At 69.9% G+C, this 12,316-nt stretch carries 11 protein-coding genes; 9 read left to right on the forward strand and 2 right to left on the reverse strand.

Annotated elements, in window-relative coordinates:
* Positions 1-288: 288 nt before the first annotated feature.
* The 4 genes from AB0915_RS17955 (at position 289) to AB0915_RS17970 (ending at position 4,544) form a co-directional block, all read left to right on the forward strand.
* Positions 289-948: a peptidase gene (locus AB0915_RS17955; protein WP_366692036.1), complete on the forward strand. Its 660-nt coding sequence runs from the start codon at positions 289-291 to the stop codon at positions 946-948.
* A 70-nt stretch (positions 949-1,018) separates the two neighbouring features.
* Complete coding sequence (locus tag AB0915_RS17960; protein ID WP_366691997.1) at positions 1,019-2,011, forward strand: hypothetical protein; 993 nt, start codon at positions 1,019-1,021, stop codon at positions 2,009-2,011.
* Positions 2,008-3,135 carry a hypothetical protein gene (locus AB0915_RS17965; protein ID WP_366691998.1) on the forward strand — a complete coding sequence of 376 codons (1,128 nt, stop codon included), beginning with the start codon at positions 2,008-2,010 and terminating at the stop codon, positions 3,133-3,135. Before AB0915_RS17960 ends, AB0915_RS17965 begins: the two co-directional genes overlap by 4 nt.
* Before the next feature lie 14 nt (positions 3,136-3,149).
* Positions 3,150-4,544, forward strand: a complete 1,395-nt coding sequence (locus AB0915_RS17970) for a hypothetical protein (protein WP_366691999.1) — start codon at positions 3,150-3,152, stop codon at positions 4,542-4,544.
* 89 nt (positions 4,545-4,633) lie between these two features.
* Here AB0915_RS17970 and AB0915_RS17975 read toward each other — a convergent pair whose 3' ends face one another.
* Complete coding sequence (locus AB0915_RS17975; protein ID WP_366692000.1) at positions 4,634-6,124, reverse strand: oligopeptide:H+ symporter; 1,491 nt, start codon at positions 6,122-6,124, stop codon at positions 4,634-4,636.
* A gap of 491 nt (positions 6,125-6,615) precedes the next feature.
* Between AB0915_RS17975 and AB0915_RS17980 the strand changes: the two genes are divergently transcribed.
* Together AB0915_RS17980 and AB0915_RS17985 are read left to right on the forward strand one after the other, a co-directional pair.
* Positions 6,616-7,293 carry a response regulator transcription factor gene (locus tag AB0915_RS17980; protein WP_366692001.1) on the forward strand — a complete coding sequence of 226 codons (678 nt, stop codon included), beginning with the start codon at positions 6,616-6,618 and terminating at the stop codon, positions 7,291-7,293.
* 15 nt (positions 7,294-7,308) lie between these two features.
* Positions 7,309-8,574 (forward strand): ATP-binding protein, encoded by a 1,266-nt coding sequence (locus AB0915_RS17985; RefSeq protein ID WP_366692002.1) that lies wholly within the window; start codon positions 7,309-7,311, stop codon positions 8,572-8,574.
* A gap of 57 nt (positions 8,575-8,631) precedes the next feature.
* Here AB0915_RS17985 and AB0915_RS17990 read toward each other — a convergent pair whose 3' ends face one another.
* On the reverse strand, positions 8,632-9,150 hold the full coding sequence (locus AB0915_RS17990) for a GtrA family protein (RefSeq protein ID WP_366692003.1): 519 nt from the start codon (positions 9,148-9,150) through the stop codon (positions 8,632-8,634).
* 174 nt (positions 9,151-9,324) lie between these two features.
* Here AB0915_RS17990 and AB0915_RS17995 point away from each other — a divergent pair, with 174 nt between their 5' ends.
* Genes AB0915_RS17995 through AB0915_RS18005 form a run of 3 tightly spaced genes read left to right on the forward strand, consistent with a single transcriptional unit; the run spans position 9,325 to position 12,289 of the window.
* Positions 9,325-10,476 (forward strand): 5-(carboxyamino)imidazole ribonucleotide synthase, encoded by a 1,152-nt coding sequence (locus AB0915_RS17995; protein WP_366692004.1) that lies wholly within the window; start codon positions 9,325-9,327, stop codon positions 10,474-10,476.
* The gene (gene purE / locus AB0915_RS18000; RefSeq protein ID WP_266984915.1) at positions 10,473-11,012 is read left to right on the forward strand and encodes a 5-(carboxyamino)imidazole ribonucleotide mutase; all 540 of its coding nucleotides are present in this window, start codon (positions 10,473-10,475) and stop codon (positions 11,010-11,012) included. The genes AB0915_RS17995 and purE overlap by 4 nt, the downstream gene beginning before the upstream one ends.
* 44 nt (positions 11,013-11,056) lie before the next feature.
* Complete coding sequence (locus AB0915_RS18005; RefSeq protein WP_366692005.1) at positions 11,057-12,289, forward strand: dipeptidase; 1,233 nt, start codon at positions 11,057-11,059, stop codon at positions 12,287-12,289.
* Positions 12,290-12,316: the final 27 nt, after the last annotated feature.

The raw sequence follows: 12,316 nt of genomic DNA on the forward strand, positions 1-12,316 counted from the left end.
AATCACCATGGCTCCGCCATGTCTCAATCCTCCGCCTTGCAGCTGCACGCACCCAGCCCCGCTCCTTCTCCCACCCCCCATGTGCCGGTCGGTCTTAGTCGCCACCCGAACCGTCGGGCCGTGCGGCCCCCCTTCTTGCCCCCCCGAAGAGCGCGCCGGATCGGCGCGCTCTTTGTCTTCCCTCCATACGGCCCCAGGCGTACCTTGAGCGCCCAATCTGATGTGTCGTCAGTAACTTGCGTCGGAGTGTTGCGGCGCGCGGCGACTTCCGGCATGAGGGGAACTGAGGTGCCGTACCCGAAGCGAACAGCTCTCGCGCTGGCGTCCGCGCTGGCCGGCTCAGTGGTGCTGCTGGCCGCGCCCGCCGCCCACGCCACGGTCGTGGACGTCGACTACAACTGCAAGACGCCGATCGGCGCCAAGAGCGCGGTGTCGCCCATCGACATCAAGGGTGTGAAGAGCGGCAGCAGTTACACGCTCACGATGTCCTTCCAGAAGGGCGTCTCGTCCAGCCCCGTCGAGCTGGGCAAGGGCGCCATGAAGCCCAGCGCGGTCATCCGGCTGAGCGGCGCCGAATCGGGTCAGGTCCAGGTCTCGGGACCGGCGAACACCGAGGCGATCCCCGCGAACACCCCGATCAAGATCAGTGACCTGTCGGGTACGTACACCCCGAAGAAGAGCGGCAAGGTCGGCTTCACCGCCGGAGTGCTCACCATCAAGGCGCTCGGTACGACCACGACCTGCACCCCTGGCAACAGTCCGAAGCCGTCGCTCGAACTCGATGTGACGGCGGCGGGCGGCTCGAAGGACACCCCGGAGACCACCCTGCCGAAGACCGGACCGCTCGACTCGGCGATGGCGCTCGGGACGCTCGGCGGCACGGTACTGCTGACCGGTGCGGCCGGGGTGCTGTGGCTGACCCGGCGCGGACAGCGGGCCGCGGGCTGAGCTCCACGGAGCCGCTGCGCGCCGTCCGTACGTACACGCCCGTTCTGTACGCACCAGGGAGCCTGCCCCTATGCCACCGTTGACCGGTCACCTCGCCCGAGCCGTTCTCGCAGCGCTGCTGTGCGCTTTCGCCTGCGTCTTCTCCGCGACCCCGGCGGCCGCCGCCGACCGGAGCGGCGCGGACTGGACGGCGCGGCCCGTGGCGGGCGGTGGGACCCGGAGCGGCGAGGACGGCGGCAGACCGTACTTCTACCTGGAGGGACTGCCCGGCACTGTGCTGCAGGACCGGCTCTCCGTCACCAACCCGGGCACCGCCCCGGTCACCGTGCGACTGCGCGGGGCGGATGCGTACAACGCCGAGGGCGGTGACGTCGCCGTACGCGGAACGAAGGACTCCACCGGGACCGGCGCCTGGCTGCGGCTCGCCGCGGACCGGGTGACCGTGCCCGCCCGTACCCGCGCCGAAGTGCCGTTCTCCGTCACCGTCCCGGCAGGCGCGTCGCCAGGCGACCACCCGGGGGCGATCGTCGCCGAGAGCTCCGGGCGCTCGGTGGGCGTACGCGTTCATCTGCGGGTCAGCGGGCCCACGCTGACCGCGCTGACCGTCGAGGAGGTCAGCGTGTCCGGGCGGACCATTCACTACACCCTGGTCAACCGGGGCAACGCGGCCCTCGCCCCACGCCTCGCCGTCAGCGCGGACGGGGTTTTCGGCACCCTGCTGCGGCGCGAGGCCCGGAACCTGCCGGTGGACCTGCTGCCCGGACAGCGGGTGAGACTCACCGAACCGTGGCGGGACACCCCCGCCCTCGATTCCACCACCGTCCGGCTCCGCGTCACCGCCGCGGGCGGAGCGCACAGCGAGGCGACCGCCCCGGCGGTCTTCGTCCCCTGGGTGCCGGTGACCGGCGGCGCCCTGCTGGTCCTGGCCGCCGCAGGCGCGTACGCGTACCGGCTCCGGCGCAGCCACCGCCGACCACCGGGCGACGACGGCCCGGACCATGGCGACGCAGCTCGAACCCCGGCAGAGAGAAGGCACTTGGTGAAGGCGGGAGCGGAATCGTGAGACGACAGACCGGACCGGCGTCCCTCCGGCGCGGCAGCCACCAGTGGGCCGCCGCGTTGCTCGTCGCGCTGCTGCCCGCCCTGCTGCTCCTGTCCGCGCCCGGCGCCCGAGCGGCGGACGGAAAGCCCGCGGTCACCCTCTCCGGGAAGCAGGCGGGCAAGGGCGGCGACATTACCGTCAAGGGCACCGGATGGCGGCCGAACACCCTACTGATGATGCTGATCTGCGGACAGTCCGCGCCCGCCACGGGCGTCATCGGCGGCACCAACTCCTGTGCCAACGCCGACGGACGCGCCGTCACCACCGATGCCAAGGGCGCCTTCAGTAAGAAGATGCCGGTCTCCGAACCGCCCAAGCCGTGCCCCTGCGTGGTGCATGTCGCGACGGTCACCGGGGAACAGGCAGCCGCCGACGCCGGGTTCGTCGTCGCCGGACACCCCGTCGCCCCACTGCCGGAACAGACGGACGGCGGAAAGCTCGCGGTGCTTGCCACCACCCGGCTGGAGGGCGACAGCGGAATCCTCACCTGGTTCGGCGCCCCGCCCTCCCGGCAACTCGTCTTCACCGTGGGCAACCTCGGCTCGGCGCCGGTCAAGGACCCGGTCTTCCGGGTCGGCACCGCGCACGGCGTCTTCGCCCCGCAGTGGGAGGAGCGGCAGTGGCGCGGCACCATCGCGCCCGGCCGCAAGGCACAGATCGGGCTGCCGGTCGAACTGACGGCGGGCGCCCACGGCGACTACCGGATCTCCGTGCGGTACGGGACGAAAACACTGGCCGAACAGCCGTGGGGGGTGGGCCGTCCCTGGGGCGTCACGCTCTTCTGGATCCTGCTCTGCGTCGTCGTACCGGCCGCGGTATTCCGTATCGGCATGGCGATCGTCGACAAGGTGCGGCCCCGCGCCGCGTACACCCCGGCCCGCGCCGGTCGTCACCGCCATGCGCTGCCGGCCGGCGTGACCGCGAAGCCCCCGAGGCTGCGCCCGGGACCGCGCACCCCGGCGACCCCCTCGACAGCGTCCGCGGCAGGGCCCGCTCCGGGCGCGACCACCACGGCCGCGCTGCCGTGGTTCACACCGGATTCCGCACCGTCAGAGAACAGACCCACGACGAAGGGACATTCGTGAGCACGCAACGGAGGATGAGCGCGGCCGGAGTCGCGCTGATGCTCGGCGGCGCTGGGATCCTGCTGGCCGCGAGCCCAGCCCTGGCTGCCGACGTGTCGTACAAGACGGAGTGCATACCGCCGTCCATCTCCGGACTGCCTCCTGTGCAGGGCACGACCGAGGTGCGGCTGACCGCACCCGCCGAGGCAAAGGTCGGGGACAGCGTCGAGGTGGTGTGGAAGACGGTCCAGGCCGCTTCCAGGAACCCCGACGTCCTGGACCTGGAGAAGGACACGGTCAAGCCGACCGGCACCATCGAGGTCGGCGGCGCGGCCACGGGAACGCTGCAGATGGAAGGGCCACGGCAGAACCCGCCGATCCCCAGGAACAGCGCCATGGTGCTGCCCGACATGAAGGGCACGCTGAAGCTGGAGAAGGCCGGTGAGATCACGCTGACGCCGAACGCGTACACCATCAACGTGTCGAAGCCGATATCCACCGACACCAAGTGCTCCCCGAAGGAGACCGTTCAGCCGGGCGCGACGATCAAGGTCACGGACGGCGGCGGTACGACAGCGGGCGGTACGACCACCGGCACGACAGCGGGTGGCACGACCACCGGTTCCACCACGGCGGGCGGCACGACGGCGGGCACGACGGCGGGCGGCACGACGGCGGCAGGGGGAACGGCGGCGGCAGGGGGCACGACGGCGGGCACGACGGCCGGCGGAACGGACACCGGAGGCGCTGACTCCGGCGGCACCACCGCCGGGTCGGGCGGCGGCGGCAGTCAGACCGACTTCGAGGGCAAGGAGGTGTCTGTCGCGTACGCCTGCAAGACCCCGATCGGTGACAAGAACGCCACCTCCCCGGTGAAGATCGACGCGAAGAAGAACGGCGGCAGCTTCGACCTCACGGTGAAGTTCAGTACGTCGGTCATGGACAGCCCCGCCGACATTCCGGCCGATTCGGTGAAGCCCTCCATGGAGGTCAAGCTCGGCGGAGCCGACAAGGGCACGGTCCATGTCGAGGGCCCCACCAACAAGGAGCCCATCAAGTCCGGCAAACCGATCGGGATCCCCGATCTCACGGGTACGTACAAGCCGGGCGCGAGCGGTAGGTCCACCCTCAGCCCGGGCGTGCTGACCGTGAAGGCGCTCGGCACGACGACGACCTGCACCCCGCCCGCCGGTGTCGCGGTCTCCCTGGAGCTGGACACCTCGTCCCAGCCCGGCGGGGCCGTGGGCGGCTCGGGCACGGGCGGCGCCACGACCGGCGGCGGTACGGACTCCGGAGGCGGACTCGCCGAGACCGGGGCCGAGGACAACGGCACTCTGCGCGCACTCGGCCTGGTCGCCGGTACGGCGATCCTGCTGGGCGGCGCCGTGTTCACGTTCACCCCGTGGCGCAGGCTGCGCGGCACCCGGTGAGCTGAGTTGCCTCGAACGCGAAGGGCCGCTGCACCGACGATCCGGTGCAGCGGCCCTTCAGCCGTTCAGCCCTTCAGCGCTTCAGTGCCTCAGTGCACGTCGCCCATGAGCTGCTTGACCTTGTTGCGGTACATGAAGATCGCGACACCCGCGGCCGCCGCGAGGGCGGCCTGCAGAGCGACGATACCGGTGCCGTTCAGCTCGACACCCGCGATGGAGAGCAGCCCCGTGGTGCAGTCACCGGCGGTGACGGCCAGGAACCAGACACCCATCATCTGGCTCGCGTACTTGGCCGGAGCCATCTTCGTGGTGACGGAGAGACCGACCGGGGACAGCGTCAGTTCGGCGACGGTCTGCACGAAGTAGATCGCGACCAGCCACATCGCGGCGGCCTTGTGACCGTCCGTGGCGATCGTCAGCGGCATCAGGAAGAGGAAGAACGACGCACCGACCAGCACCAGACCGGAGCTGAACTTCACGATCGTGCTCGGCTCCTTGCCGCGCCGGTTCAGCGCCAGCCAGAAGGCGGCGAAGACCGGGGCCAGCGCCATGATCAGGACCGGGTTGACCGACTGGTACCAGGAGACCGGGAAGTCCCACCCGAGGATGCTGTTGTCGGCCGAGTTGTCGGCGAAGATCGCCAGGGTCGAACCGCCCTGGTCGTAGATCATCCAGAACATGGCGGCGGCGACGAAGAACCAGATGTAGCCGGACATCTTCGACTGCTCGGCGGCGCTGAGCTCCTTGTCGCGCTTGATGCGCGTCAGGACCATCACCGGAATGACCAGACCCGCGATGGTGATCGGGACCAGGATCCAGTTGAGCGTGTAGACGCCGGTGACAACCGTCACGATGTAGAAGACGGCCGCGATGGCCAGCCAGATCATGCCCTTGCGCAGCGTGTCGGTGCGCTCGGCGGCCGACAGCGGCTTCGGGACGACGAGGCTGCGCTCGTTCAGGTGGCGGGTGCCGAGCAGGTACTGGGTGAGGCCCAGCCCCATGCCGACCGCGGCGAGCGCGAAGCCCAGGTGCCAGTTGACGCTCTCACCGATGGTGCCGATGACCAGCGGGGCGGCGAAGGCGCCCACGTTGATGCCCATGTAGAAGACCGTGAAGCCACCGTCGCGGCGCGGGTCGTCCGGTCCGTTGTAGAGGTGGCCGACCATCGTGGAGATGTTGGACTTCAGCAGACCGGAGCCGATGGCGACGAGTCCGAGACCGGCGAAGAAGGTGCCCTGCATGGGCAGCGCCAGCGCCAGGTGGCCGATCATGATGACCGTGCCGGCGACGGCGACCGTCTTGCGGGGGCCCCAGACACGGTCGCCGAACCAGCCGCCGGGCATCGCGAGCAGGTACACCAGCGACACGTAGACCGAGTAGATCGCCGTGGCCGTGGCGGGGTTCATGTGAAGCCCGTCGGGAGCGATCAGATAGAGGGGAAGCAGGGCCCTCATGCCGTAGTAGCTGAAGCGCTCCCACATCTCGGTCATGAAGAGAGTGGCCAGGCCGCGGGGGTGGCCGAAGAAGGTCTTCTCCGAGCCGGCCGTGCCGGCGGAGTCCTTCGTCAGGCTGGACGCCATGGTCGATCCTTGCTTGCTCGGGACGCGACGCCTCGTGAGCGTGACGCGCCCGGTGGGGGGAGGCCGGCACCGACGCGGCAAACGTCCCACCCCTCACGCCTGAGAAGGGATTCGCTCCGGACTCCGCACGGTGCGCGGAGCGGGTGCCGGAGTCGGGGGACCAGCTGCATCGGGATCCACGCCCGGCGCACATCCTTGCGCTCCGGGCCCGGCCACAGGTCATTCACTGACGCCAGGGCTGGCGGGTGCCAGCCCGTGCACAAAAGAGACCCTTGGCGCTTAAAGCTGCCCAAAGGTCTTTGAGTAGTGCAACAGGCGTCGAGTCACCATACGAACCACGATGGTCGATATGAAAGGGCTTGAGATATGGATCACAGGTTCAGGTGCAACCAAATCGCATATTCCAAGGCGGCCCTTTGAATTGGGACGCAGACCTACAGGCCTTGTGGATCACCTCCCAGTGGCCGCCCCATGCGGACTACCATCACTCCATGACCCGTGTACTGCTCGCCGAGGATGACGCTTCCATCTCGGAGCCGCTGGCTCGCGCCCTGCGTCGGGAGGGTTACGAGGTCGAGGTCCGCGAAGACGGTCCGACCGCTCTCGACGCCGGCCTCCAGGGCGGCATCGACCTGGTCGTACTCGACCTGGGCCTGCCCGGGATGGACGGCCTCGAAGTAGCCCGACGGCTCCGCGCCGACGGCCACGCCGTGCCGATCCTGGTGCTCACCGCCCGCGCCGACGAGGTGGACACCGTCGTCGGCCTGGACGCCGGAGCCGACGACTACGTCACCAAGCCGTTCCGCCTGGCCGAACTCCTCGCCCGGGTCCGGGCGCTGCTCCGGCGCGGCATCACCGACCCGGCCCCGCAGCCCGCCACGCACGGGGTGCGGATCGACGTCGAATCGCACCGGGCCTGGATGGGCGACGAGGAGCTCCAGCTCACCGCGAAGGAGTTCGACCTGCTGCGGGTCCTGGTCCGCGACGCCGGCCGGGTCGTCACCCGCGACCAGTTGATGCGCGAGGTCTGGGACACCACCTGGTGGTCGTCCACGAAGACGCTCGACATGCACATCTCCTGGCTCCGCAAGAAGCTCGGCGACGACGCGGCCAACCCTCGCTACATCGCGACCGTCCGGGGCGTCGGCTTCCGGTTCGAGAAGAGCTGACATACAGAAACAGTCATGCGCCGCCGACTGATCAACTCCACGCTCGCCGTGGTGCTCGTGGTGATCGCCGTCTTCGGCGTCTCCCTCGTCATCGTCGAGACCCGCACCATCAGCCACAGCGCCCAGGAGAGTGTCGACTCCGAGGCGCTGCGGCTGATCAGTGTGGTCGAGAGCCGGCTCCTCGGGGCGGAACGGATCAACCCTGGGGTGCTGGCCCAACAGGTCGCCCACAACCGGTACGCCCGGGTCGAGATCCCCGGCCGCGCCCCCATCACCGTGGGCACGCGTCCCACCGGCAGTGTGATCAGAAGTACGGCGAAGGGGGAGCAGGGCGAGAAGGTCACCGTCGAGGAGTCCCGCTCCGCCGTCACCGGCGAGGTCGGGCGCACGCTCCTGATCATCGGTGCGGTGGCGCTGCTCGCGATCGTCTCCGCGGTGCTCCTCGCCGTACGCCAGGCCAACAAACTGGCCTCGCCGCTCACCGACCTCGCCGAGACCGCGGAACGCCTGGGCTCCGGTGACCCGCGGCCGCGCCACAAGCGGTACGGGGTGCCGGAGCTGGACCGGGTCGCGGACGTCCTCGACTCCTCCGCCGAACGGATCGCCCGGATGCTGACCGCGGAACGCCGGCTCGCAGCCGATGCCTCCCACCAGCTCCGCACGCCGCTGACCGCGCTCTCCATGCGGATCGAGGAGATCTCCGTCACCGACGACCTGGACACGGTGAAGGAGGAGGCGAACATCGCCCTCACCCAGGTCGAGCGCCTCACCGACGTGGTGGAGCGGCTGCTGACCAACGCCCGCGACCCGCGCACCGGCTCGGCGGTCGTCTTCGACCTCGACGAGGTCGTCAAGCAGCAGATCGAGGAGTGGCGCCCCGCCTACCGCGGCGAGGGCCGCGCCATCGTCCGCTCCGGCAAACAGGGCCTGCGGGCCGTCGGCACGCCGGGCGCGGTCGCCCAGGTGCTGGCCGCACTGATCGAGAACTCACTGATGCACGGCGGCGGCACGGTGGCCCTGCGCACCCGCGTCACCGGCAATCAGGCGGTCATCGAGGTGACGGACGAGGGCCCCGGCGTCCCGCCCGATCTGGGCGCCAGGATCTTCGAGAGGACCATCAGCGGCCGCAACTCGACGGGAATCGGCCTCGCGGTCGCCCGCGACCTGGCCGAGGCGGACGGCGGTCGCCTGGAACTGCTCCAGCAGCAACCGCCGGTCTTCGCCCTGTTCCTGAGCCGGGTGGCCCGTAACCGCGAGGAACCGGAACGACCGGTCCGCTGAATCAGGCCCGCCGAGGGGAGACCGAGGGTGAAGCGGCAACCGGACGCCCCCGGTGCCTCAACGCCGTACGGTCTCCGCCGGCTCCACCGGCACCTGCTCCGCGGCCCCGCGCCCCTGTGCCACCACGGCTACGCCGTCTTTGGCAGGCAGCGCCTTGAACACCCAGCTCCGGTAGGACCAGAACCGGAACAGCGTCGCGATCCCGATTCCCAGGATCTTGAAGACATTGCTCTGGACCGGGCCGTCCCACCCGAACCCGTACGTCGCCGTGTACAGCACACCGTTCTCGATCGCCGCACCCACCGCGCTGAACAGCAGGAACAGCGTCAGTTCCCGGGTCCGCCCGGTCTTGTCACGGTCCCGGTACGTCCAGTAGCGGAAGCCCACGTAGTTGAAGAGGATGGCGACGAACGTGGCCAGCAGACTGGCCCGCACCACTTGAAGGTCCGTGGTGTGCCACAGCAGGTTGGACACCGCCATATTGACCAGCAGACCCATCGCACCGACCACGCCGAACTTGGCGACCTCCCGGGCCAGCGCATCCAGCCGGGTCCGTAGTACGCCCCGTTCGTTCATGGTGATGACTCAGCCCCGTCCATGGATTCGGTCAACCCGGACATGCTATCCAGGCCTCCTAGGAGATTCCTGTGAGCATCGACAGAGGCGTGGCGCGCCTGTGACACGAAGCCTCCGGCCGCCGCCCCAGGGGCATCGTCCGGCGGCCATCGGGACGCCCGATACCCTGGAGGCGTGACGTTCCCGGTAGTCGGCATGGTCGGCGGCGGTCAGCTCGCCCGTATGACCCACGAGGCGGGCATCCCCCTCGGCATCAAATTCAAGCTCCTCAGCGACACCCCTCAGGACTCGGCGGCCCAGGTGGTGAGCGAAGTCGTCATCGGCGACTATCGCGACCTGGACACGCTGCGCGCCTTCGCACGCGGTTGTGATGTGCTCACGTTCGATCACGAGCACGTCCCGACCGAGCATCTGCGGGCCCTGGAGGCGGACGGCATTCGGGTACGCCCCGGCCGCGACGCGCTGGTGCACGCCCAGGACAAGGGGGTGATGCGCGCGAAGCTCGACGAGATCGGCGCGCCCTGCCCCCGCCACCGCATCGTGACGGACCCGGCGGACGCCGCGGCGTTCGCGGCCGAGGTCGGTGGGTTCCCCGTCATCCTGAAGACGGTCCGCGGCGGCTACGACGGCAAGGGCGTCTGGGTGGTCCGCTCCGAGGCGGACGCGGCCGACCCGTTCCGGGCGGGGGTCCCGGTCCTCGCCGAGGAGAAGGTCGACTTCGTACGGGAGCTGGCGGCCAACATCGTCCGCTCGCCGCACGGCCAGGCAGTCGCCTACCCGGTCGTCGAGTCCATTCAGGTCGACGGTGTCTGCGACACGGTCATCGCCCCGGCCCCCGAGCTGAGCGAGCAGCTCGCCGGCGAGGCCCAGCAGCTGGCCCTGCGGATCGCCGCCGAGCTCGGTGTCGTCGGCCACCTCGCCGTCGAACTCTTCGAGACCCGCAATGACGACGGGACTCCCGGCATCCTCGTCAACGAGCTCGCGATGCGCCCGCACAACTCCGGGCACTGGACCCAGGACGGCGCGATCACCTCCCAGTTCGCCAACCACGTCCGGGCCGTTCTCGACCTGCCGCTCGGCGACCCGCGCCCGCGCGCCACCTGGACGGTCATGTGCAACGTCCTCGGCGGCGACTACCCGGACATGTACCAGGCGTACCTGCACTGCATGGCCCGCGACCCGCAGCTCAAGATCCACATGTACGGCAAGGACGTGAAGCCCGGCCGCAAGGTCGGACACGTCAACACCTACGGCGACGACCTGGCGGATGTGCGTGAGCGCGCCCGGCACGCGGCCGACTACCTGCGAGGAACGATCACCGAATGACTTCCCCCGCCTCCGCCGCGCCGGTCGTCGGCATCGTCATGGGTTCGGACTCCGACTGGCCCGTCATGGAAGCAGCTGCCAAGGCCCTCGACGAGTTCGAGATCCCGTACGAGGTCGACGTCGTCTCCGCCCACCGCATGCCGCACGAAATGATCGCGTACGGGGAGAACGCCGCGGACCGCGGCCTCAAGGCGATCATCGCGGGCGCGGGCGGCGCAGCCCACCTGCCAGGCATGCTCGCGTCGGTCACCCCGCTGCCCGTCATCGGCGTCCCGGTTCCACTGAAGTACCTGGACGGCATGGACAGCCTGCTGTCCATCGTGCAGATGCCGGCCGGTGTGCCCGTCGCGACCGTGTCGGTCGGCGGTGCGCGCAACGCGGGTCTGCTCGCCGCCCGTATCCTCGCCGCCCACGACAGCGAGCTGCTGGCCCGCATGCGGGAGTTCCAGCAGGAGCTGAACGACCAGGCGACCGAGAAGGGCAAGCGGCTGCGCAGCAAGGTCGAGGGCAGCGACTCCTTCGGATTCGGCAAGTAGCCTCGGCAAGCAGACACAGCGGACACGAGCGGAAGCGGGCGACCATGGCGGATCAGATCACGGAACGGACCACTGACCACTCCGGGGACCACCTCGCACAGGCTGCGGAACTCCTCGCCGAGTACCCGGTCGTCGACGGTCACAACGATCTGCCCTGGGCACTTCGCGAACAGGTCGGGTACGACCTGGACGCCCGCGACCTCGCCACCGACCAGTCCGCCCACCTCCACACCGACATCGGGCGGATGCGGGCCGGTGGTGTCGGCGCGCAGTTCTGGTCCGTCTACGTACGGTCCGACATGGCGGGCGAGGATGCGGTCAGCGCCACCCTCGAACAGATCGACGTGGTCACCGAGCTGCTGGACCGCTACCCCGCGGACCTGCGGCGCGCCCTGACCGCCGACGACATGGAGACGGCCCGCGCCGAGGGCCGGATCGCCTCCCTGATGGGTGCCGAGGGCGGCCACTCCATCAACAACTCGCTGGGCACCCTGCGCGCCCTGCACGCCCTCGGTGTCCGCTACATGACGCTCACCCACAACGACAACATCGCGTGGGCGGACTCGGCGACGGACGAGCCCGGCGTCGGCGGTCTCTCACCGTTCGGCCACGAGGTCGTACGGGAGATGAACCGCACCGGCATGCTGGTCGACCTCTCCCACGTGGCGGCCACGACGATGCGCGACGCGCTCGCCACCTCCACCGCGCCGGTGATGTTCTCGCACTCCTCGTCGCGGGCGGTCTGCGACCACCCGCGCAACATCCCCGACGACGTCCTCGCGCAGCTCCCGGCCAACGGCGGCATCGCCATGGCGACCTTCGTACCGAAGTTCGTCCTCCCGGAAGCCGTCGCCTGGACCCGGGCCGCGGACGAGAACATGCGCGCCCACGGCCTGCACCACCTCGACACCACCGCGCAGGCCATGAAGATCCACGCTGCCTTCGAGGCGGCCAACCCGCGCCCGATGGCCACCGTGGGGACGATCGCCGACCACCTCGACCACATGCGTGAGGTCGCCGGGATCGACCACATCGGTATCGGCGGCGACTATGACGGCACCGCCTTCCTCCCCGCAGGTCTGGAGGACGTCTCGGGCTACCCGAACCTGATCGCGGAACTGCTGGGCCGCGGCTGGTCCGCCGCCGACCTCGCCAAACTCACCTGGCGCAACGCGGTACGGGTGCTGCGCGACGCCGAGACCGTCGCCCGCGACCTGCGGACGCGACGCGGCCCGTCCCACGCCACGATCGAGGAACTCGACGCCCCGGCGGCCTGACGTCCCACGGGACGGGAGGGCACTCCT

This window comes from Streptomyces sp. NPDC048411 (assembly GCF_040704695.1).
Lineage (GTDB): Bacteria > Actinomycetota > Actinomycetes > Streptomycetales > Streptomycetaceae > Streptomyces.

Coding starts and splice junctions, on each gene's coding strand:
- AB0915_RS17970 (WP_366691999.1), top strand. CDS start 3,150: ATGAGCGCGGCCGGAGTCGCGCTGATGCTCGGCGGCGCTGGGATCCTG.
- AB0915_RS17985 (WP_366692002.1), top strand. CDS start 7,309: ATGCGCCGCCGACTGATCAACTCCACGCTCGCCGTGGTGCTCGTGGTG.
- AB0915_RS18005 (WP_366692005.1), top strand. CDS start 11,057: ATGGCGGATCAGATCACGGAACGGACCACTGACCACTCCGGGGACCAC.
- AB0915_RS17975 (WP_366692000.1), bottom strand. CDS start 6,124: ATGGCGTCCAGCCTGACGAAGGACTCCGCCGGCACGGCCGGCTCGGAG.
- purE (WP_266984915.1), top strand. CDS start 10,473: ATGACTTCCCCCGCCTCCGCCGCGCCGGTCGTCGGCATCGTCATGGGT.
- AB0915_RS17990 (WP_366692003.1), bottom strand. CDS start 9,150: ATGAACGAACGGGGCGTACTACGGACCCGGCTGGATGCGCTGGCCCGG.
- AB0915_RS17980 (WP_366692001.1), top strand. CDS start 6,616: ATGACCCGTGTACTGCTCGCCGAGGATGACGCTTCCATCTCGGAGCCG.
- AB0915_RS17960 (WP_366691997.1), top strand. CDS start 1,019: ATGCCACCGTTGACCGGTCACCTCGCCCGAGCCGTTCTCGCAGCGCTG.